Consider the following 22291-nt stretch of genomic DNA (forward strand, 5'->3'; position numbering starts at 1 on the left):
TTACATGCGCGAAGACGGTGGATGCCTGTTCGGGCGTGAGTTTAGTTGGCTCGAGTAATAAATGATTGCAGTTGAGCCTCACTCTGTAAGCGTTGCTGAAGCGCGCTGGCTTCGCTTTTGCTACCGAATGGTCCCATCTGAATACGCCAGACCGCACCGTTTTGCGTGACACGGCCTGGGGCGGAAAACTGTTGGCTCAAACGCTGCTGGTACTGCTGCGCCCGGGTCTGGTCACTAACAGCACCAACCTGAACGACATAGCTGCCAGCGGCGGACGTGCTGCTGCTGGTCACCGCTGCGGCGGCGACGGCGGTGGCCGCAACCGGCGCTGCGCTTTGCGCGACCGGAGCACTGACCGGCGGTGTTGCCGGAGCGGCTGGTGGTTCGCTGCCTTCCAGTACGCCATTATTCAGCGGCGTCGGCGCACCGAGGAAGCCACTGCTGTTGACCGGCGCACCGGTACTATCTTCAGGCGTCAGCGTTGAGTTACTGATCGCTCGCACGTCGCCCTGAGGAGACTGAGCCTGCGGTGCACCAGAAGCACTTCCCATTCCGCCGCTGAGGTCCGGGCGGGAGGGCAGGGCATAGGTCTGTTTTGCTACCGTCGTACAGGCCATACCCGGGCCGGAAAGCGAACCGTCCGGTGCAACCACGATTGGGTCGATCCGCACTTTGGTGTTGTTCGACGTGTTCAGGCGATCGGCGGCGGCGCGGGAAAGTGAAATCACACGGTCGTTGCCATATGGCCCGCGATCGTTAATGCGCACCACCAGCATACGCCCGTTAGCCAGGTTAGTGACGCGAACATAGCTTGGAATTGGCAGCGTCGGATGTGCGGCAGTTAATTGCATCGGATCAAACGCTTCACCCGAGGCGGTCAGGTTGCTGCCCGGCTCTGCGTCATAAATCGCGGCGAAGCCGGACTGGGTAAAACGGGACGGATCCTGGACGATTTTGTAGCTTTTACCGTCACGCTGGTAGTCCTGGTTTGCCGTGGCGTTCAGCGGTTCAAAACGCGGGTCAGCGCCGCTAATTTCTACCGTTGGGCCATTACACACGGCAGGTTGCGGTGTGGATACGCTCTGCTGTTGAACATCATCACTGGTGCAACCCGCCAGCAATCCCGCGGCGATGCAGACTCCGAGCCAAATCTTACGCATTGCGTACCCCTTACACACTTTTCGACAACATTTTTCTGTGGGTGTGGATAGACATGACTATACCAAACCCGGCCATGAGTACTATCAGGGCTGAGCCCCCGTAGCTGACGAGCGGTAGCGGAACGCCAACCACCGGCAGAATACCACTCACCATACCAATATTTACGAACACATAAACGAATAAAATCAACATTAAACCACCGGCCATAACGCGGCCAAAGGTGGTCTGGGCCTGAGCGGCGACCCACAGCCCGCGCATAATCAACAGCACATACAGCGCAAGCAAAATAAGAATACCGATGAGTCCCAGCTCTTCAGCAAGAACCGCGAAGATAAAGTCGGTATGACGCTCGGGTAAGAATTCGAGCTGCGACTGGGTGCCGTGCAGCCAGCCTTTACCACGTAAGCCGCCGGAACCAATCGCAATTTTAGACTGAATAATATGATAGCCCGCGCCGAGCGGATCGGTTTCCGGATCGAGCAACATCATCACGCGCTGGCGCTGATAATCGTGCATCAGGAAGAACCAGAGTATCGGGATGAAGGCGGCTATCAGTACCACCGCAATACCAATCAGGCGCCAGCTAAGCCCGGAGAGGAACAGCACAAACAGGCCGGACAGGGCGATAAGAATCGAGGTCCCAAGGTCAGGCTGTGCGGCAACCAGCAGCGTAGGCAGGAAAATCAGCACCAGTGCGATAGCGGTGTTTTTGAGCGAGGGCGGACAGACATCGCGGTTAATAAAGCGCGCCACCATCAGCGGTACGGCGATTTTGGCAATTTCCGAAGGCTGGAAACGCACAATACCGAGATCGAGCCAGCGCTGCGCACCTTTAGATATCGCGCCGAAGGCATCTACCGCAACCAGCAGAATAATACAGAAGATGTACAGCCACGGTGCCCACCCTTCGTAAACGCGGGGGGGAATTTGCGCCATCACCACCATGATGACAAGCCCCATGGCTATCTGGCCAATTTTACGCTCCATCATGCCAATGTCCTGACCACTGGCACTCCAGATAACCAGCGCGCTGTACACCAGCAGCGCCAGCAGGATCAGTAACATCGTCGGGTCGATATGAATCTTATCCCAGAACGATTTTTTGTTCGGATTATCCGTCATGATTATTGGTCCTCCCCGGCGGCGGCTGCCGGGTTTTCCGCAGGCAGTGAGGTATTGTTATCGCCAAGCATGATGTGATCGAGGATCTGACGCATGATGGTCCCGACCGCCGGGCCAGCACCACCGTTCTCCAGAATCATCGCCACGGCGACCTGAGGGTTATCGTAAGGGGCGAAAGCCGTCATGAGCTTGTGGTCACGCAGACGTTCAGCAATGCGGTGCGCGTTATAGGTTTCATTCGCCTTCAGGCCAAAGACCTGGGCGGTACCGGATTTCGCCGCAATTTTATAAGGGGCGCTGGCAAAGTACTTATGCGCTGTACCGTTACCACGGTTCGCTACACCATACATCCCATCTTTGGCAATTTCCCAGAAGCCGGAGTGAATATCTCCCACCGGTGCTTCCTGCGGCTGCTGCCACGGTACTTTTTTACCTTCTTCAACGGTGCTCATCAGCAGGTGCGGCACTTTCACCACCCCGTCGTTGATTAGGATCATCAGCGCTTTGCTCATCTGAATCGGTGTTGCGGTCCAGTAGCCCTGGCCGATACCAACCGGAATGGTGTCACCCTGATACCATGGTTTCTTAAAGCGTTTGAGCTTCCATTCGCGGGTGGGCATGTTCCCGGAGCGCTCTTCGGAGAGATCTATACCGGTATATTTGCCGTAGCCAAATTTGCTCATCCACTGCGAAAGGCGGTCAATCCCCATGTCATATGCCACCTGGTAGAAGAAGGTATCCGCAGATTCCTCCAGCGCCTTAGTGACGTTCAGATGACCGTGTCCCCATTTTTTCCAGTCGCGGTAGCGTTTATCTGACCCCGGTAACTGCCACCAGCCCGGGTCAAACAGGCCGGTATTGCGGGTAATTACGCCAGCGCTTAGCGCGGAAACGGCGACGTACGGTTTCACCGTCGAAGCCGGTGGGTACACGCCCTGGGTTGCACGGTTCACCAGCGGGGTGTTCGGGTCGTTCAGCAGCCCGGAGTAATCTTTGCTGGAAATACCATCGACAAACAGGTTCGGGTCATAGCTTGGCATGGAGACCAATGCCAGTACCCCGCCGGAGCGCGGATCGGTTACCACCACGGCGGCACGGCTGCCCGCGAGCAGCGTTTCAATATACTGCTGCAGCTTTAGATCCAGCGTCAGGTAGATGTCATGTCCGGCCTGCGGCGGGACTTCTTTCAACTGACGGATGACGCGCCCACGGTTATTGACCTCGACCTCTTCATAACCGGTCTGACCGTGCAGCACATCTTCGTAATAGCGTTCGATTCCCAACTTACCGATATCATGCGTCGCGGCATAGTTGGCGAGTTTGCCGTCTTTATCCAGACGTTCAACGTCTTTATCGTTGATTTTGGACACGTAGCCAATGACGTGGGTTAACGCGGAGCCGTAAGGATAATAGCGGCGTTTATAGCCTTTTACCTCTACACCCGGGAAGCGGTACTGATTGACGGCAAAACGCGCGACCTGAACTTCCGTAAGGTTGGTTTTGACCGGAATGGAGGTGAAGCGGTGCGAGCGCGAGCGCTCTTTTTTAAAGCCAGCGATATCGTCGTCAGTAAGATCAACGACACTGCGCAGGGCATCAAGCGTCTGCTGTACGTTATCGACCTTCTCCGGCATCATTTCCAGCTGATAGATGGTGCGGTTGAGCGCCAGAGGTGTCCCGTTGCGGTCATAGATAATGCCGCGACTGGGCGGGATCGGTACCAGCTTGATACGGTTTTCGTTAGAGCGGGTTTGATAATCGGTAAAACGGACAATCTGCAGATTATAAAGGTTGGCAATCAGCACACCGGTAAGCAGCAAGATCCCGGTAAAAGCGACCAGTGCCCGGCGCACAAACAGCGCGGACTCAGCCGTATAGTCGCGAAAAGAATTCTGTAGTTTCATCCGCTGCTTAATCTACCCTGGTCATCATTACTCGCGGTGGTAAGGGTGGTTGGTGGTAATGCTCCACGCCCGGTACAGGCTTTCTGCGACCAGCACCCGAACCAGCGGATGAGGGAGCGTCAGGGTGGAGAGAGACCAACTTTGCTCGGCGGCGGCTTTGCAGGCGGGAGATAACCCTTCCGGGCCCCCGATAAGCAGGCTGACATCGCGGCCATCCTGTTTCCAGCGTTCCAGCTCGCGCGCCAGCTGGGGCGTATCCCAGGGCTTACCCGGGATATCAAGGGTCACAATGCGATTTTTGCCTGCAGCTGCCAGCATCAGCTCACCCTCTTTTTCGAGGATGCGCTTAATATCTGCGTTTTTACCGCGTTTTCCGGCGGGGATCTCCACCAGTTCGAATGGCATATCTTTCGGAAAACGACGCAGATACTCGGTAAAACCCGTCTGAACCCAGTCCGGCATTTTGGTGCCAACGGCGACCAGCTGCAGCTTCACGCATTAACCCCAGAGTTTTTCCAGTTCATACAGGCGACGACTCTCTTCCTGCATGACATGGACAATGACATCGCCTAAATCAACAACGATCCAGTCGGCGACACTTTCGCCTTCGGTGCCAAGCGGGAGCAGGCCAGCTGCGCGGGATTCCTGAACAACGTGGTCCGCGATAGACATGACGTGGCGTGTAGACGTGCCGGTGCAAATAACCATGCAATCGGTGATGCTGGATTTGCCCTTAACGTCGATGGCGAGAATATCCTGACCTTTCAGGTCATCAATTTTGTCGATCACAAAATCCTGGAGTGCTTTACCCTGCAAGAGTTCCCCCTGGTAACTAAAAAAATAACAGCAGTAAACAGCCGAACAGTATACCTGAACTGGCGGCGATGTCGGGACAAATGTCACCAGACGAATTTTAAGGTTGGCTATCATCCCATCCATCGGCAATGAATGCATCGCCATTTTTGTAAAACAATTTCTGTAAATCAGTGTGAGGGGATAGCCCGGCTGCGGAGAATAGCAGCCTGTCCCGGCGTGTCAATGGTCCAGGCGTGGGCGGCAGCAGAAAATAACGTTAACTTGCCGCTTTCTCATAAATTGCACGACTGTTGAGCACCTTAAGCGTGGCGAAATCGTCGTGAATATCGATTCGGCTCCAGGCTCCCTGGGCAATAGGGAAGTGCCACATTGAGGCGGCGGGCATGTTGAGGAGCAGGGCGGTCAACAGGCTTAATACGCCCTGATGGCTGACCACCAGTACGTTCTGATGCGCACGATACTCACTCAGTGAGGTAATAAACTGACTCACCCTCGCGGAGAACTGCTGAAAACCTTCGCCGTTAGTGGGAACAGCGTGCTGCCAGTCCGCACACCAGGCGGCATAGTTGTCACTGTCCTCAACGGTAAGATCGCGGTGATGGCGCATCTCCCAGTCGCCAAAATACATTTCATTTAACAGCGGAGTGAGGCTCAGGGCATAGTCACGACCAGCGAGCGCAAGCTCCGCCGTGTGCCGGGCGCGAGCAAGCTCGCTGCACAGGACGCTATCGAAGGGAATGTTGTGCAAAAGCTGGTTAAGTTGCTGTGCCTGGGCAATGCCGCGTGGTGTTAACGCGGTGGGAGCGTGGCCGCTGTAAACCCCTGCCACGTTAGCGTCGGTTTCTCCATGACGGATCAGCCACAACTTCATTATTGCCTCCTGGCAGAGCATCAACCGTGCTGGTATAGCCCCTGTTGATGAATATAGGTGAGTACCGCCTCCGGCAGCAGCGCCTCGCAGGGTTCACCGCGCTGCAGGCGTTCGCGAATAAGCGTAGCGGAAATATCAAACCACGGGGTTTCGGCAAGGTAAATCTTACCGGCGGGCTGCGTATGCAGGTTTTCCGCATTGAAGGTCAGATGTTGTTCCAGCCAAAGCTGATGCTGTTCTTCTTTCATCGCCAGCGGATAGCCCGGACGGCGACAGACGATAAGGTGGGCATTATCGAGAATGGTTTCATACTGATGCCACGTCGGGAAATTCAGTAGTGAATCCTGACCAATAATAAATGCCAGTGGTGCGTCGGGGCCCTGCTCTTCGCGCCATTCGGCCAGCGTCTGCGCGGTCCAGGAGGGGGCATTGCGTTTGAGTTCACGCTCGTCGAGGACAAACAGCGGTTTATCGGCGATGGCCAGTTCCAGCATGCGTTTTCGCTGCGCGCTACTGGCTTCCGGCTGGGGCCGATGGGGAGGAACGTTGTTGGGCATGATGATAACTTTCGTCAGCCCAATCTGGTTAGCGAGGATCTCAACCGGTTTGAGGTGCCCGTAGTGCACCGGATCGAAGGTACCGCCGTACATCGCCTGTAATGAGGTCATATCAGCCATTAATAAAAACGTCTGCCAGTGCCTTATGACAGAGTAGCAGAGAAAGGCTTTCCAGTTCAGACCACACCGACTGTCCGTAGTCCTGCTTCAGTGTCAGCTCCGTGCGGCTGAGCAGGGTAACGGCCTGGCGTAGTTGTTCGGCGCTCATACGGTTGACCGCGTCGGTCACCAGTGGACGACGGTTCTGCCAGACCCGGTGTTTATCGAGCAATGTGCGCAGTGGGGTCTGGGTAGAATGGCGTTTCAGCGTGACCAGCAGCAACAGTTCTCGCTGCACGGTGCGCATCAGAATCACCGGCTCACTCCCTTCAAGACGCAGTTGCTGCAGGATATGCAACGCGCGCTTACTCTTGCCGGCCAGCAGGGCATCAACCCAGTGGAAGGGGGTAAAGTGGGCGGCATCGTTTACCGCTTGCTCAACGCGCGGCAGAGTCAGTTTGCCGTCCGGCCAGAGTAGTGACAGCCGCTCCAGCGCCTGGGCAAGCGCCAGCAGGTTGCCCTCGTAGCAGTAACACAAAAGCTGGCTTGCGGCGTCGTCAAGCTGAAGGTTCATCTGTTTTGCTCGGGAACCCAGCCAGCGTGGCAGCTGCGCCTGTTCCGGTGTCTGACAGCTCACCTGAACCGCGCGGTTAGCCAGCGAGGTTACCCAGGCGGCATTTTCCTGCGCTTTGGTGAATTTGTTACCCCGACAAATCAGCAGTAAATCGTCATGCAGCAGGCTGACAAGGGTGGTCAGTTGCTCGTTAATCGCCGCGTTTGGGCCGTTCTCCGGCAGCAGTAACAGTATGGTTTGCCGACTGGCGAAAAGGCTCATCGCCTGGCACAGAGAAAATAACGCGTTCCAGTCGGTGCTGATATCAATCGTGACGGTGTGGTGCTCGTCAAAGCCCTGTGTAGCCGCCACCTGACGGACCGCATCCTGGCTTTCCTGAAGAAGTAGAGGATCGTTACCAAGTAATAGATACGCCGCGCGCAGCCCTTCGGAGAGCTGCGCGCGGAGTTGTTCAGGGTAGAGCCGAATCATCAGTTACCCAGGGTGGTAGAGACACGTGAAGCCGGTTTTGCGGGTTCAGTGACCTTAACCGGGGTCTGAGTTTTGCTCTCTTCGGTATCCGCAATGCGAACGCTCGGGAGCTGACGAATCAGCTGCTCAGCGGCTTTATCGTACATTTCCTGAATGATTATCTGCTGCTCAGCATCTTTCGCCAGCGCGGCCTGCGGGTTATCGAAGAATGAACGATAAACCCTGGTGCTGATTGGATAGATGTCGTGACCCGGGATCAGCACGCTTGCTGAAGCAATCATCACCATCTGGTATTCCGCGGTCTGACCGTTCTGGAAGACTGACGCGGTATCCTGAGAGATGATTGCAGTACCAAGACGCAGTGACGGAATGTCTTTACGCGTAGCGCTGCTCTCGACCAGTTTAATGTCGTTCAGGCGCAGCTGGTTGCGTACTGCACGGGTAAACGGACCGTTCGGATCGCCTGAGTCCAGGATCATGGTTTTCATGTTTTCCGGGACCTGCGTAGTGCTACGCAGGTGCCAGCCACACCCGGCGGTGACCAGCACCGCCAACGTTACCAATAATGTTGCCAGATATCGCACGCTTCCTCCCGCGCTTAGCCAACGACCAGGTTGAGCAGTTTACCTGGAACGTAAATCACTTTACGTACGGTAACACCCTCAAGATATTTCGCCACCAGATGTTCCTGGCCTGCGCGCTCACGAACCTGTTCTTCGGTTGCATCAACCGGAACGGTAATTTTACCACGAACTTTACCATTTACCTGGACCACAACCAGCGTTGAGTTTTCCACCATCGCTTGTTCGTCTGCGACCGGCCACGGCGCGTTGTCGATATCACCTTCACCGCCCAGTTCCTGCCACAGCGTGAAGCTCGCGTGCGGGGTGAACGGGTTAAGCATACGTACGACCGCCAGCAGCGCTTCCTGCATCAACGCTCTGTCCTGCTCGCCTTCAAGCGGGGCTTTAGCCAGCTTGTTCATCAGCTCCATAATCGCCGCAATGGCGGTGTTGAAGGTCTGACGGCGACCGACGTCATCGGTCACTTTGGCAATGGCTTTGTGGACATCGCGGCGCAGAGCCTGCTGGTCTTCGCTCAGCGCAGCGACGTTCAGTGCTGCAACCGGGCCCCGGGAAGTGTGCTCGTAAACCAGTTTCCAGACACGCTTCAGGAAGCGGTTGGCCCCTTCAACGCCAGATTCCTGCCATTCGAGCGTCATATCTGCCGGGGAAGCAAACATCATGAACAGACGAACGGTGTCTGCGCCATAACGTTCAACCATCACCTGCGGGTCGATGCCGTTGTTTTTCGACTTCGACATTTTGCTCATGCCGGTATACACCAGCTCATGGCCTGCCGCGTCTTTCGCTTTCACGATACGGCCCTTTTCGTCGCGCTCAACGATGGCATCAACCGGGGAAACCCAGTTACGCTCGCCGTTGACGCCGACGTAGTAGAAGGCGTCTGCCAGTACCATGCCCTGACACAGCAGCTGTTTAGCCGGTTCGTCAGAGTTGACCATACCTGCGTCGCGCATCAGTTTGTGGAAGAAGCGGAAGTAGAGCAGGTGCATGATGGCGTGTTCGATACCACCGATGTAGATATCGACCGGCAGCCAGTAGTTGGCGGCATTCGGATCCAGCATTCCGTCGTTGTACTGCGGGCAGGTGTAACGCGCGTAGTACCAGGAGGACTCCATAAAGGTGTCGAAGGTGTCAGTTTCACGCAGCGCAGGCATGCCGTTCACGGTGGTTTTCGCCCACTCAGGATCGGCTTTGATCGGACTGGTGATACCGTCCATCACTACGTCTTCCGGCAGAATCACCGGCAGTTGGTCTTCCGGGGTTGGCATTACGGTGCCGTCTTCCAGGGTGACCATCGGGATCGGTGCACCCCAGTAGCGCTGACGGGAAACGCCCCAGTCACGTAGACGGAAGTTCACTTTACGCTCGCCCACGCCCATCGCTGCCAGTTTGTCAGCAATCGCGTTGAAGCCCGCTTCATGGCTCAGGCCGTCAAACTCACCGGAGTTAAACAGTACGCCTTTCTCGGTCAGTGCCTGCTCGGAGAGGTCCGGCTCAGAACCATCGGCGGCCAGAATAACCGGCTTGATGTTCAGACCATATTTGGTCGCAAATTCGTAATCGCGCTGGTCGTGACCCGGAACGGCCATCACCGCACCGGTGCCGTATTCCATCAGCACGAAGTTTGCCGCCCAAACCGGAATTTCTTCACCGGTCAGCGGATGAATTGCTTTAAAGCCGGTGTCGATGCCTTTTTTCTCCATGGTCGCCATGTCGGCTTCGGCCATTTTGGTATTACGGCATTCATCGATAAACGCGGCCAGCTCTGGATTGTTTGCTGCAGCCTGCTGCGCCAGCGGGTGACCCGCAGCTACCGCCAGGTAGGTGCAGCCCATGAAGGTATCCGGGCGGGTGGTGTAAACAGTCAGTTTGTCGGCGTAGTTGTTGACGTTGAAAGAGATTTCAACCCCTTCAGAACGACCAATCCAGTTACGCTGCATGGTCTTCACCGTATCCGGCCAGTGATCCAGCTTATCCAGGTCGTTCAACAGCTCGTCAGCGTAGGCGGTGATTTTAATAAACCACTGCGGGATCTCTTTACGCTCAACTTTGGTATCGCAGCGCCAGCAGCAGCCGTCGATGACCTGCTCGTTGGCGAGAACGGTCTGGTCGTTCGGGCACCAGTTGACCGAAGAGGTCTTCTTGTACACCAGGCCTTTCTTATAAAGCTCGGTGAAGAATTTCTGCTCCCAACGGTAGTATTCCGGGGTACAGGTCGCCAGCTCGCGGCTCCAGTCATAGCCGAAGCCCAGCATTTTGAGCTGGTTTTTCATGTAGGCGATGTTGTCGTAGGTCCACGGCGCAGGCGCAGTGTTGTTTTTCACCGCCGCACCTTCTGCTGGCAGACCAAACGCATCCCAGCCGATCGGCTGAAGAACGTTTTTACCAAGCATTCGCTGGTAGCGCGCAATCACATCACCGATGGTGTAGTTACGCACGTGGCCCATGTGTAGTCGGCCAGAAGGATAAGGTAGCATCGACAGGCAATAGTATTTTTCTTTGCTGTTGTCTTCGGTCACTTCAAATGTGCGCGCGTCTGTCCAGTGTTGCTGGACTTTCGATTCTATCTCTTCCGGGCGGTATTGCTCTTGCATGGCAGCCAGTGGTCCTGTTTCAGTACAGCTACAAATGTAGCCAATGGATATGATATTTCAGATCGGCATAGCATAGCCCAAACGTGCCCGTCAAAACAGTCTTTCACGACATTAAGCCGCGGCGAATATTTACGTAGTCTGTGTGTTGGCTGACAAAGCGCTGAGTAAATAACGTCTATTATTATCAGACGTTAACCGCCCGGGAGATGAAACAATGAACAAGGTTGCTCAATATTATCGTGAACTGGTGACGACGTTGACCGAAAGACTGCGTAACGGCGAGCGTGATATCGATGCGCTGGTGGAGCAGGCGCGCGCGCGGGTCATCCAGACCGGAGAGTTAACGCGCACGGAAGTGGAAGAACTCACGCGCGCCGTGCGTCGCGATCTCGAAGAGTTCGCTCGTAGCTATGAAGAGAGCCAGGAGGAGCTGAACGACAGCGTTTTTATGCGCGTCATTAAAGAGAGCCTCTGGCAGGAACTTGCGGATATTACCGATAAAACGCAGCTGGAGTGGCGCGAAGTGTTCCAGGATCTCAACCATCACGGGGTATACCACAGCGGAGAAGTGGTGGGGCTTGGTAATCTGGTATGCGAGAAGTGTCACTACCATCTGGCGGTGTACACCCCGGACGTGCTGCCGCTGTGTCCGAAGTGCGGGCACGATCAGTTCCAGCGCCGGCCGTTTGAGCCTTAAATAAAAACGCCCCTCGCGATGAGGGGCGGCTAGAGTGGATCAGTGCAGGATCTTGGCGAGGAAGTCTTTCGCGCGATCGGATTTCGGATTGGCGAAGAAGGCTTCTTTTTCGACGTCTTCGACAATTTTCCCTTCATCCATAAAGATAACGCGGTTTGCCACTTTGCGGGCAAAGCCCATCTCGTGGGTGACCACCATCATCGTCATCCCCTCGTTTGCCAGTTCGACCATCACGTCCAGTACTTCGTTGATCATCTCCGGATCCAGCGCTGAGGTAGGTTCGTCGAACAGCATGGCAATCGGGTCCATACACAGGGCGCGGGCAATGGCGACGCGCTGCTGCTGACCGCCGGAAAGCTGCGCCGGGTATTTATCGGCGTGAGCCGAAAGACCAACACGCTCCAGCAGTTTTAACCCTTTCTGACGTGCTGCCGTTTTATCACGGTTAAGCACTTTCACCTGCGCCAGGGTCAGGTTCTCGATGATGGAAAGATGCGGGAACAGCTCAAAATGCTGGAACACCATACCCACCTTAGAACGCAGCTTAGCGAGATCGGTTTTTTTATCGTTAACGGTCGTTCCCGCCACAATAATTTCACCTTGCTGCACCGGCTCGAGACCGTTCACGGTTTTGATGAGCGTTGATTTCCCGGAGCCAGAGGGACCGCACACCACCACGACTTCGCCTTTTTTGACTTCCGTGGAGCAGTCGGTCAGCACCTGAAAGTGACCATACCATTTTGAAACGTTTTTCAGGGTAATCATTGTACTGTCCTTTTCTTCAACCAGCTGACCAACAGCGATGCACTTAAACTAATCACGAAGTAAACCGCACCCGCAAACAAGATCATTTCAACCTGAGTACCGTCACGTTCACCAATGGTAGAGGCGGTACGGAAGAAGTCCGCCAGACTCAGCACGTATACCAGTGAGGTATCCTGGAACAAAACGATGCCCTGAGTGAGCAGCAGCGGCACCATTGCACGGAACGCCTGCGGCAGAATAATAAGCCGCATTGACTGCCAGTGGGTCATCCCCAGCGCCAGTGCAGCACTTGATTGTCCGCGCGAAATACTCTGGATCCCGGCGCGGATGATTTCGGAGTAGTAGGCTGCTTCAAACATGGAAAATGCCACCATCGCCGAGATAAGACGGATATCCGTCTTCGGCGACAGGCCGAGCACGTTTTGCAGGAAACCCGGGACAATCAGGTAGAACCACAGCAGCACCATCACCAGCGGGACGGAGCGGAAGATGTTGACGTAGGCCTTCGCAAACCAGGCAATCGGTGTGAAGGTCGACAGACGCATGACGGCAAGAATCGTGCCCCAGACGATCCCGATGACGATCGCGGTCAGGGTAATCTTGAGCGTAATGACCAGACCTGCCAGCAGGTAAGGCATCGAAGGAACGATAGAACTCCAGTCGAAATCGTACATTATTTGCCTCCCAGATTGCCGGGCAGGCGAATCTTACGTTCGACCAGGCTCATGACCAGCATAATGACCGCGTTGATGAGCACATAAGCCAGAGTGATGGCGGTAAAGGACTCCCAGGCATGCGCCGAGTAATCCAGCAGCTTTCCCGCCTGAGCGGCCATATCCACCAGACCAATGGTCGAAGCGATGGCCGAGTTTTTCACCAGGTTCATCATCTCAGAGGTCATTGGCGGCACGATAACGCGATACGCGTTCGGCAGCAGCACATAGCGATAGGTTTGTGGCAGCGTCAGCCCCATCGCCAGGCCAGCATTCTTTTGCCCACGCGGTAGCGACTGGATGGCGGCGCGCACCTGCTCGCAGACGCGGGCAGCGGTAAACAGCCCCAGGCAAAACAGCGAGGAGAGGAAAAACTGAATATTCGGATCGAGTTCTGATTTAAACCACGTGCCGATGTTTTCCGGCAGCAGTTCAGGGATAACCAGATACCAGGTAAAGAACTGAACAATCAGCGGAACGTTACGGAAGAGTTCAACATACAGCGTGCCGAGGCCTGAGAGAAAGCGGTTCGGAACGGTACGCAGAATGCCAAACAGTGAGCCTACAAGAAATGCGATAATCCATGCCGAAATGGATAGCGCGACGGTGACCTGAAAGCCGCTCCATAGCCAGCCCAGGTAAGTGGTGTTGCCGAACGGGGCCTGTTGCAGGAAGATCCCCCAGTTCCAGTCTATAGACATAAATCTACTCCAGAAAAAAAAGGGTAGCAGAGCTACCCTCGAAGACTGCTAAGGAAACCTTTCCCCTTCATACTTCAAGCCGCAGGCGCGTTGGCTTTCCTCGTTCACCCCAGTCGCTTACTTGAGTAGGCTCCCGGGGATTCACTGTGTCGCCGTGTTACTGCAACTCGAACTATTTTGGGGAAACACGTCGTCTTTCACCCTGCTTTGTTGCAGCTCAATGTGAAGAACGCTGTGTCATTTTCGTGCTGAATGGGGAACGACCATTCAGCGTATAGTCTGTCCGTGTTTCCCGGCAGTCGAGAGGGCAGGCGAACCCGCCCTTATTGTTTTTGATTAGTTCAGTGCTTTGTCGTTCGGTTCTTTGAACAGCGCTTTCATGTCGTCGGACAGTTCAAAGTTCATGTTCAGGTTTTTCGGTGGAATCGGGTTCTTGAACCATTTTTCAAACCACTTGGCTGCTTCGCCTGAGGTCTGCGCCTTCGCGATGGTGTCATCCATCAGCTTCTTGAACTGCGGATCGTCTTTACGCAGCATGCAGCCGTAAGCCTCTTTAGACTGCGGTGTGCCGACGATCTCCCAGTTGTCCGGTTTCTTCGCTTTCGCGCGCTCGCCAGCCAGCAGGGCATCATCCATCATAAACGCCACAGCACGACCGCTTTCCAGCGTACGGAACGAGTCACCGTGGTCTTTCGCGCTGATGATGCGCATATCCATTTTCTTCTCGTCGTTAAGCTTATGCAGCAGAACTTCAGAGGTCGTCCCGGAGGTCACTACAACCGCTTTGCCTTTCAGGTCCGGGAAATCTTTGATATCGCCACCTTTCTTCACCAGCAGACGAGTGCCGACGACGAAGATGGTGTCAGAGAATGCAGCCTGCTGCTGACGCTCGACGTTGTTGGTGGTGGAGCCACACTCAAAGTCAAAGGTGCCGTTTTGCAGCAGCGGAATACGGTTCTGCGAGGTAATCGGGATCAGTTTGACCTGCAGATCCGGTTTGTTGAGCTGTTTTTTAATCGCATCAACGATAGCGTTGGAGTAGTCCTGAGAATAACCAACAACCTGCTGCTGATTATCGTAATAAGAGAAGGGAACAGATGACTCACGGTGCCCCACGACAATCACGCCGTTTTTGGCGATTTTATCCAGGGTGCTGCCCGCAGCAGGTGCGTCTTCAGCATGGGCCAGACCGGCGGTCACACCCATGACCAGCATTGCCGCAGCCAGTTTACGTAATTGCATATCCTACTCCTTATCATCAGCGCCGGAGACGCTCGTGATACCCATTGTGATGTTGTTATGGTCTGCCGCTTTAGTGGGCAGTGTTATGTGTGTTTGTTAGCATTTAGTTTGGCTTAATGTAAATATTTTGCTGCGATATTGTTTGTTTTTGCGAAGTGCGCCGCACCGTTTCGAGGCAAAAAAGTCTGTTTGCACTCGAATGGTGCTACCTGTGTCCCGTGCTGGTGCAACCCGGTTGCGCTTATGCGTGTTACGCAGCAGCCTGATTTATAAAAGCAATTGCTGTGCCAGAATGGCGAGGAAGGGAGAAGGCGCGAATCCCCCCTCTCCCGTGGGGAGAGGGGGTTAAACTTAACGTCGGTTACGCAGGCTCATCAACAGCGCACCAAAGCCGAACAGGGCGGTAATTAGCCACAGTGGCCAGTTGCCGGTTCGGGCATACGGTGTAAGCCCGCTGGTGGGGGTGACTTTGGTGGTCAGCACCTCGCGGGTGAACTGCGGGATCATCGCCTGAATTTCGCCGCGCGGGCCAATCACGGCGGTAATCCCGTTGTTGGTGCTGCGCAGCAGTGGACGCGCCAGCTCCAGCGCACGCATTCGCGCCATCTGGAAATGCTGCCACGGGCCGATAGACTGACCGAACCAGGCATCGTTAGAGATGGTCAGCAGGAAGTCGGTGTCCGGACGGAAGTTATCCCGCACCTGTTCGCCAAGAATAATCTCGTAGCAGATAGCGGCGGTCAGCTTCAGGTTGTGTGCACTCAGCTGAGGCTGAACGTAGGCTCCACGGCTGAAGGATGACATCGGCAGGTCAAAGAACGGCGCCAGCGGACGCAGAATTGACTCCAGCGGCACAAACTCGCCGAACGGCACGAGGTGGTTCTTGTTGTAGCGGTCGGCGGAGTTGTAGCTGTACGGATTGTCTTTGCCAAGCGTGATAATGGTGTTGTAGGTATCGTAGCGATTCTTGCTGTTAAGACGTGAATCGACAATTCCGGTAATCAGCGAGCTGTTTTTGGCGCGCAGCATATCGTCCATCATGCTGAGCAGACGCTGCTGGTTGATTTCGAGATCCGGAATGGCGGATTCGGGCCAGATAATCAGCTGCGACTTGCCCATGACCTTCTCGGTGGCGTCGAGATAAATTTTGAGCGTATTGACCAGTTGGCCTTCGTCCCACTTCAGCGACTGCGGGATATTGCCCTGCACCATCGATACCTGTGTTGCACGTTCCGGCAACAGCTGATACCACTGGATATAGCGCAGCGGGAAGGGCAGTGCGAACAGCACCACGGCAATGACCAACGGATGCCAGCAACGGCGTACGACCGCCAGCGCCAGCAGGCCGCTCACCATCATCAGCAGGAAGTTAATAGCCTCCACGCCCATTACCGGTGCCAGCCCCTTCAGCGGGCCGTCAATCTGGCTGTAGCCAAACTGCAGCCACGGGAAGCCGGTGAGCACCCAGCCGCGCAGAAACTCGGTGACCTGCCAGACGACCGGTGCGGCAATCGCCACCCGCAGCCAGCTGGTTTTCGGCCACAGGCGCGAGAGCACACCGGCAAACAGACCGGTGTAGAGCGACAGATATGCCGCCAGCAGCACGACGAGGAAGATGTTAACTGGCCCAGGCATACCGCCGAACTGGGCGATACTGACGTAAACCCAGTTAATGCCGGTGCCGAAGAGGCCAAATCCCCAGGCATAGCCAATCCAGGCGCTTTGCAGCGGACGCCGGTCGAGGGTTAAGGCCTGTAGCCCGAAGAGCGAAACCAGGGCCGCAGGCCAGAAATCGTAAGGTGAAAAAGCCAGCGTACCGCTGGCCCCGAAAAGTAACGCCAGCAGTAAGCGCACGCGCTGGCGTTGAAGAAGAGAGGCAAATGCCATTTAGATTTGTCTTCCCGTTAAATTAATCTTCCAGCTTCGGTTGTGGTGCGTCGTCCGGAAGTTTGACATGAACCTGAATAATACGGCGACTGTCGGCCATCGCGACCTTAAACTGGTAACCATCGATGTCAATCGACTCACCGCGTGCCGGAAGATGCCCGAATGCCTGCATCACCAGACCGCCGATAGTGTCTACCTCTTCATCGCTGAAGTGGGTGTCGAAGGTGTCGTTGAAGTCTTCAATGGAAGCCAGCGCGCGCACGGTCCAGGTGTGGCGGCTTAGCTGACGAAAATCGATATCTTCCTCTTCGTCATACTCATCTTCAATTTCGCCCACGATAAGCTCAAGAATGTCTTCAATGGTCACCAGACCAGACACCCCACCGAACTCATCGATAACGATAGCCATATGATAGCGCTGCGAACGGAATTCTTTCAGCATGCGGTCAACCCGCTTGCTTTCAGGTACAACCACCGCCTGGCGTAACACTTTATCCATGCTGAAGGCTTCGGCATCGCTGCGCATAAACGGCAGCAGATCTTTAGCCATCAGAATCCCTTCAATGTGATCTTTATCTTCACTGATCACTGGGAAACGAGAGTGGGCAGACTCGATGATGACATCAAGGCATTCGTCCAGCGTCTGGTTACGTTTCAGGGTAATCATCTGTGAGCGGGGGATCATGATATCGCGAACGCGTTGTTCGGCGATGTCCATTACCCCTTCGAGCATATCGCGCGTATCTTCGTCGATAAGGTCGTTCTGCCCGGAGTCACGGATCAGCGCCAGCAGATCGTCACGGTTTTTGGGTTCGCCGTGAAAGAGCTGGCTCAGGAGCAGGGAGAAGAATCCCTTCTTACTGTTCAGGGTGTCGCTACTGTGTGAATTGTCGTCGCTCATGGCGTCGTTTGGGTTCTCATGTTGATATAAAATTCGCCGCCTCGCGTAAATTCAGCGCAGACGGCATGACGGACTATTCTTTCTCGGAAATGTACGGATCCTCATAGCCCAGAGCAAGCATTATCTCTGTTTCGAGGCTTTCCATTTCTTCAGCTTCTTCATCTTCAATGTGGTCGTAGCCCAGCAGATGCAGGCTACCGTGCACTACCATGTGCGCCCAGTGGGCTTCAAGCGGTTTACCTTGCTCTTTGGCTTCCTGTTCAACAACCTGGCGACAGATGATGAGATCGCCCAGCAGCGGCAGCTCGATACCCGGCGGGGCTTCAAACGGGAAAGAGAGCACGTTGGTTGGCTTGTCCTTTCCACGGTAGGTCAGGTTTAACTCGTGGCTTTCGGCTTCATCCACCAGGCGGATAGTCACTTCTGACTCCTCCTGGAACTGCGGGATCACCGCGTTAAGCCAGGCCTGAAACTGGGCCTCTTCCGGCAGGCCATCGTTGTTTTCACAGGCCGGTTGTAGATCGAGGATCACCTGACTCATTTTTGCTCCTGTGCCAGCAGGGCTTCGCGTTTACGCTCGGCGGCCTGCTCGGCTTTACGTTTTTGGTCGGCCTCTTCCCACGCCTCATAGGCGGTCACGATACGGGCCACGACCGGATGGCGCACCACGTCTTCGCTGTGGAAAAAGTTAAAGCTAATTTCATCGACTTCAGCCAGCACTTCAATGGCGTGGCGCAGGCCGGATTTGGTGCTGCGCGGCAGGTCAATCTGCGTCACGTCGCCGGTAATCACTGCTTTCGAGTTAAAGCCGATACGGGTCAGGAACATCTTCATCTGTTCGATGGTGGTGTTCTGGCTTTCATCAAGAATGATGAAAGCATCATTTAACGTACGACCACGCATGTAGGCGAGCGGGGCAACCTCAATCACGTTGCGCTCCATCAGCTTCTCGACTTTTTCGAAGCCCAGCATCTCGAACAGTGCGTCGTACAGCGGGCGTAAATAAGGGTCGACTTTCTGGCTCAGGTCACCCGGCAGGAAGCCGAGCTTTTCACCGGCTTCAACCGCCGGGCGAGTCAGCAGGATACGACGAATTTCCTGACGCTCCAGGGCATCTACGGCCGCTGCAACCGCGAGGTAGGTTTTACCGGTTCCCGCAGGGCCAACGCCGAAGGTAATGTCGTGGTCGAGGATATTGGCGATGTACTGCGCCTGATTCGGCGTGCGCGGTTTAATCACGCCACGCTTGGTCTTGATGTGGATAGCTTTGCCGAACTCCGGCACGCTGTCGGCGCTTTGCTCCAGCACGCGCGCTTCTTTAACCGCGAGGTGGATTTTCTCCGGCTCAATATCCTGAATCTGTCCGCGCATCGGGGCGGTATCAACGTACAGACTGCGCAGAATGTCCGCCGCGGCGTTGACGCAGATGGCGCGCCCAGTCAGTTTGAAGTGGTTGTCGCGGCGGTTGATTTCGATACCAAGACGTCGTTCCAGATGTTTGATGTTGTCATCAAACGGGCCACAAAGGCCCAGCAGGCGTTCGTTGTCCGCTGGCTCCAGGCTAATTTCTCGGGTTTCTATGTTCAATCTGTTCCTCTTTTATGGGTATTGCCAGATACGAATCGCATTTCTGGCTCTCGGGCGACGAGCCTCTTAAGGGAATTATTCACGGCACCTGGAAAAGGTGCAAGCAACTCTCTGCAGATGGGGGCAGGGTGGGGGAAATGCAAGGGCCTGCCCGGGACGGACAGGCCGCTGGGATCAGGGCTGATAGGTTCCCACGCCCAGGTCGTTCTCTTTACGGGTGCGGGCAATAACCGACTCCGGCGTTTCCACAACGCGCAGACCCATTTCATCCTCGGTACGCACCAGCTTGCCGCGCAAGGAGTTGGTGTAAACGTCGACAATCTCTACGTCCACAAACTTGCCGATCATCTCCGGGGTGCCTTCAAAGTTCACCACGCGGTTGTTCTCGGTGCGTCCTGAAAGCTCCATGATGCTCTTACGCGAGGTGCCTTCCACCAGAATACGCTGGGTGGTGCCGAGCATACGACGGCTCCACGCCATCGCCTGCTGGTTGATGCGATCCTGCAGAATATACAGACGCTGCTTTTTCTCTTCTTCAGGCACATCGTCCACCATATCGGCAGCCGGCGTCCCTGGACGGGCAGAGAAGACAAAGCTAAAGCTCACGTCGAAGTTGATCTCGGCAATCAGCTTCATGGTCTGTTCGAAGTCTTGGGTGGTTTCTCCCGGGAAGCCGACGATGAAGTCAGAGCTAATCTGAATATCCGGGCGCGCTTCGCGAAGCTTACGGATAGTGGCCTTGTACTCCAGTGCGGTGTGCGTACGGCTCATCAGGTTCAGTACGCGGTCGGAACCACTTTGCACCGGTAGATGCAGGAAGCTCACCAGCTCCGGGGTATCACGATAGACATCGATAATGTCGTCGGTAAACTCGATCGGGTGGCTGGTGGTAAAGCGGATACGGTCGATGCCGTCGATAGCCGCGACCAGGCGCAGCAGTTCAGCGAAGGTGCCGATGCTACCGTCGTAGTTTTCGCCACGCCAGGCGTTGACGTTCTGGCCAAGCAGGTTAACTTCGCGCACGCCCTGTGCCGCCAGTTGAGCGATTTCAAACAGGATGTCGTCACTTGGACGGCTCACTTCTTCACCACGGGTGTAGGGAACCACGCAGTAGGTGCAATATTTGTTGCAGCCTTCCATGATTGATACGAATGCGGTCGGGCCATCGGCGCGCGGTTCCGGCAGACGATCGAATTTTTCGATTTCCGGGAAGCTAATGTCGACGACCGGGCTGCGGGTGCCGCGCACGGCGTTAATCATCTCCGGCAAACGGTGCAGGGTTTGCGGCCCAAAGATGATATCGACGTAATGGGCGCGTTGCCGAATATGCTCGCCTTCCTGAGAAGCCACGCAGCCGCCAACGCCAATAATGATCTCCGGATTCTTCTCTTTGAGGAGCTTCCAGCGACCCAACTGATGGAAGACTTTCTCCTGAGCCTTCTCACGAATGGAGCAGGTGTTAAGCAGCAGCACATCCGCTTCTTCCGCCACTTCGGTGAGTTGGTACCCGTGGGTGGCATCCAGCAGATCGGCCATCTTTGATGAATCGTATTCGTTCATCTGACAGCCCCAGGTTTTTATGTGGAGTTTTTTTGTCATCGACTTGCTCGTGCTCAGTTAAAAGCCAGGAATGCAGGCCGCATAGTGTAATGCTTTGCGGCGGGTGTGACCAGTCGCGGCCCGCCATTGATCGCGATGTCAGGTCACACTCTGGCCTCAAGCGAGTAAAAATCCGGTAAACTTAAGGTATTCGGGTTTAAGGACAAGTCACCATGAGTAATCAACTAACGGATGTCGCCATTGTTGGGGGCGGGATGGTCGGGAGCGCACTGGCGCTGGGGCTGGCACAGCATGGTTTTGCGGTGACGGTTATCGAGCAGAGCGCGCCGCCGGAGTTTGACCCGCTGGCGCCGCCGGATGTGCGGATTTCGGCTATCAGCGCCGCCTCGGTCTCTTTGTTGAAAAGTCTTGGCGTGTGGGAGGCGGTGCGAGAGATGCGCAGTCACCCTTATCGCCGCCTCGAAACCTGGGAATGGGAAAATGCCCATGTGGTGTTCGACGCTTCCGAGCTCAAGCTGCCGCTGTTGGGCCATATGGTGGAAAACCACGTTTTGCAACGCGCACTGTGGCAGGGACTGGCAGAACATCCGCAGGTGACGTTAAAAACGCCGGCTACGCTCACTTCGCTACTGCACGATGGCGAAATGCACCAACTGCTGTTTGCTGATGATACCGACCTTGCCGCGAAGCTGGTCATCGGCGCCGATGGCGCAACGTCTCAGGTGCGGCAGATGGCGGGGATTGGCATTCATGCCTGGCAATATCAACAGTCATGCATGCTGATTACCGTGCAGTGCGAAGAGGATCCGGGTGACAGCACCTGGCAGCAGTTTACGCCGGAGGGGCCCCGGGCTTTCCTTCCGCTCTTTGATAACTGGGCATCGCTGGTGTGGTATGACGCGCCTGCACGCATCCGCAAGCTTCAGACGCTGTCGATGGCGCAGCTGCAGCAGGAGATAGAACATGTCTTCCCGGCGCGTCTGGGACACGTGACGCCGATTGCCGCAGGTGCCTTTCCTCTGACCCGCCGCCATGCGCTGCAGTATGTCCAGCCCGGGCTTGCGCTGGTGGGGGATGCGGCGCACACCATTCACCCGCTGGCCGGGCAGGGCGTTAACCTTGGCTACCGTGACGTGGATGCTCTGCTGGACGTATTAACCAGCGCGCGCAGTCACGGAGAGGCCTGGCACAGCCATCATGTGCTTAAGCGCTACCAGACCCGGCGCATGGCAGATAATTACCTGATGCAGTCGGGGATGGATCTGTTCTATGCCGGGTTCAGTAATGATTTAGGTCCGGTGCGGGTTTTGCGTAATATCGGCCTGATGGCGGCGGAACGTGCGGGGGGACTGAAGCGTCAGGCGCTGAAGTATGCGCTAGGGCTGTAGCTCACCGATCCCCCTTACCTGATGTGTGAGGGGGAATTGAAAGCACAAATGCTAAAAACAAAAAAGCCCGCCGAAGCGAGCTTTTTGTTTTTAA

21 protein-coding genes are annotated in these 22291 nt (G+C 55.5%); 2 read left to right on the forward strand and 19 right to left on the reverse strand.

The window, feature by feature from the left end; translation table 11 throughout:
* Positions 1–41 precede the first annotated feature (41 nt).
* The 10 genes from rlpA to leuS all read right to left on the reverse strand — a co-directional run bounded on the left by rlpA (position 42) and on the right by leuS (position 10756).
* Positions 42–1160 (reverse strand): endolytic peptidoglycan transglycosylase RlpA, encoded by a 1119-nt coding sequence (gene rlpA / locus GYRE_RS08870; RefSeq protein ID WP_038254728.1) that lies wholly within the window; start codon positions 1158–1160, stop codon positions 42–44.
* Between the two features lie 10 nt (positions 1161–1170).
* Positions 1171–2283, reverse strand: a complete 1113-nt coding sequence (gene mrdB / locus GYRE_RS08875) for a peptidoglycan glycosyltransferase MrdB (RefSeq protein WP_006819011.1) — start codon at positions 2281–2283, stop codon at positions 1171–1173.
* 2 nt (positions 2284–2285) lie between these two features.
* Positions 2286–4187, reverse strand: coding sequence for a peptidoglycan DD-transpeptidase MrdA (mrdA, locus tag GYRE_RS08880; protein ID WP_006819012.1), 1902 nt, complete (start codon positions 4185–4187; stop codon positions 2286–2288).
* Between the two features lie 27 nt (positions 4188–4214).
* On the reverse strand, positions 4215–4682 hold the full coding sequence (gene rlmH, locus GYRE_RS08885; RefSeq protein ID WP_006819013.1) for a 23S rRNA (pseudouridine(1915)-N(3))-methyltransferase RlmH: 468 nt from the start codon (positions 4680–4682) through the stop codon (positions 4215–4217).
* A 3-nt stretch (positions 4683–4685) separates the two neighbouring features.
* Complete coding sequence (gene rsfS / locus GYRE_RS08890) at positions 4686–5003, reverse strand: ribosome silencing factor (RefSeq protein WP_038254731.1); 318 nt, start codon at positions 5001–5003, stop codon at positions 4686–4688.
* Positions 5004–5259: 256 nt separating this feature from the next.
* The gene (locus GYRE_RS08895) at positions 5260–5874 is read right to left on the reverse strand and encodes an adenosylcobalamin/alpha-ribazole phosphatase (protein WP_038254734.1); all 615 of its coding nucleotides are present in this window, start codon (positions 5872–5874) and stop codon (positions 5260–5262) included.
* A 20-nt stretch (positions 5875–5894) separates the two neighbouring features.
* On the reverse strand, positions 5895–6542 hold the full coding sequence (nadD, locus tag GYRE_RS08900) for a nicotinate-nucleotide adenylyltransferase (RefSeq protein ID WP_087943296.1): 648 nt from the start codon (positions 6540–6542) through the stop codon (positions 5895–5897).
* A 1-nt stretch (position 6543) separates the two neighbouring features.
* Positions 6544–7575 (reverse strand): DNA polymerase III subunit delta, encoded by a 1032-nt coding sequence (gene holA / locus GYRE_RS08905; protein WP_038254737.1) that lies wholly within the window; start codon positions 7573–7575, stop codon positions 6544–6546.
* The gene (gene lptE / locus GYRE_RS08910) at positions 7575–8159 is read right to left on the reverse strand and encodes an LPS assembly lipoprotein LptE (protein WP_038254740.1); all 585 of its coding nucleotides are present in this window, start codon (positions 8157–8159) and stop codon (positions 7575–7577) included. The genes holA and lptE overlap by 1 nt, the downstream gene beginning before the upstream one ends.
* Before the next feature lie 14 nt (positions 8160–8173).
* Positions 8174–10756, reverse strand: a complete 2583-nt coding sequence (gene leuS / locus GYRE_RS08915) for a leucine--tRNA ligase (RefSeq protein ID WP_038254743.1) — start codon at positions 10754–10756, stop codon at positions 8174–8176.
* A gap of 214 nt (positions 10757–10970) precedes the next feature.
* Between leuS and GYRE_RS08920 the strand changes: the two genes are divergently transcribed.
* Positions 10971–11453: a zinc ribbon-containing protein gene (locus tag GYRE_RS08920; RefSeq protein ID WP_006819020.1), complete on the forward strand. Its 483-nt coding sequence runs from the start codon at positions 10971–10973 to the stop codon at positions 11451–11453.
* Positions 11454–11492: 39 nt separating this feature from the next.
* Here the strand turns inward: GYRE_RS08920 and GYRE_RS08925 are convergent, their stop codons facing one another.
* The 9 genes from GYRE_RS08925 to miaB all read right to left on the reverse strand — a co-directional run bounded on the left by GYRE_RS08925 (position 11493) and on the right by miaB (position 20848).
* Positions 11493–12218, reverse strand: a complete 726-nt coding sequence (locus GYRE_RS08925) for an amino acid ABC transporter ATP-binding protein (RefSeq protein ID WP_006819021.1) — start codon at positions 12216–12218, stop codon at positions 11493–11495.
* Entirely contained in the window at positions 12215–12892 is a 678-nt protein-coding gene (gene gltK / locus GYRE_RS08930) for a glutamate/aspartate ABC transporter permease GltK (protein ID WP_006819022.1), read from the reverse strand. The genes GYRE_RS08925 and gltK overlap by 4 nt, the downstream gene beginning before the upstream one ends.
* Positions 12892–13632 carry an amino acid ABC transporter permease gene (locus GYRE_RS08935; RefSeq protein WP_006819023.1) on the reverse strand — a complete coding sequence of 247 codons (741 nt, stop codon included), beginning with the start codon at positions 13630–13632 and terminating at the stop codon, positions 12892–12894. The genes gltK and GYRE_RS08935 overlap by 1 nt, the downstream gene beginning before the upstream one ends.
* 336 nt (positions 13633–13968) lie before the next feature.
* Entirely contained in the window at positions 13969–14874 is a 906-nt protein-coding gene (locus GYRE_RS08940; protein ID WP_006819024.1) for an amino acid ABC transporter substrate-binding protein, read from the reverse strand.
* A gap of 351 nt (positions 14875–15225) precedes the next feature.
* Positions 15226–16761 (reverse strand): apolipoprotein N-acyltransferase, encoded by a 1536-nt coding sequence (gene lnt, locus GYRE_RS08945; RefSeq protein WP_038254746.1) that lies wholly within the window; start codon positions 16759–16761, stop codon positions 15226–15228.
* Between the two features lie 22 nt (positions 16762–16783).
* Positions 16784–17662, reverse strand: a complete 879-nt coding sequence (gene corC, locus GYRE_RS08950; protein ID WP_006819026.1) for a CNNM family magnesium/cobalt transport protein CorC — start codon at positions 17660–17662, stop codon at positions 16784–16786.
* A gap of 73 nt (positions 17663–17735) precedes the next feature.
* Positions 17736–18203: an rRNA maturation RNase YbeY gene (ybeY, locus tag GYRE_RS08955; RefSeq protein WP_006819027.1), complete on the reverse strand. Its 468-nt coding sequence runs from the start codon at positions 18201–18203 to the stop codon at positions 17736–17738.
* Complete coding sequence (locus GYRE_RS08960) at positions 18200–19249, reverse strand: PhoH family protein (protein ID WP_038254750.1); 1050 nt, start codon at positions 19247–19249, stop codon at positions 18200–18202. Before GYRE_RS08960 ends, ybeY begins: the two co-directional genes overlap by 4 nt.
* Before the next feature lie 174 nt (positions 19250–19423).
* Positions 19424–20848, reverse strand: a complete 1425-nt coding sequence (gene miaB / locus GYRE_RS08965) for a tRNA (N6-isopentenyl adenosine(37)-C2)-methylthiotransferase MiaB (protein ID WP_006819029.1) — start codon at positions 20846–20848, stop codon at positions 19424–19426.
* Between the two features lie 173 nt (positions 20849–21021).
* Between miaB and ubiF the strand changes: the two genes are divergently transcribed.
* On the forward strand, positions 21022–22197 hold the full coding sequence (ubiF, locus tag GYRE_RS08970; protein ID WP_038254755.1) for a 3-demethoxyubiquinol 3-hydroxylase: 1176 nt from the start codon (positions 21022–21024) through the stop codon (positions 22195–22197).
* The last annotated feature ends 94 nt before the right edge of the window (positions 22198–22291 follow it).

The organism is Yokenella regensburgei ATCC 49455 (genome assembly GCF_000735455.1).
Taxonomy (GTDB): Bacteria; Pseudomonadota; Gammaproteobacteria; order Enterobacterales; family Enterobacteriaceae; genus Yokenella; species Yokenella regensburgei.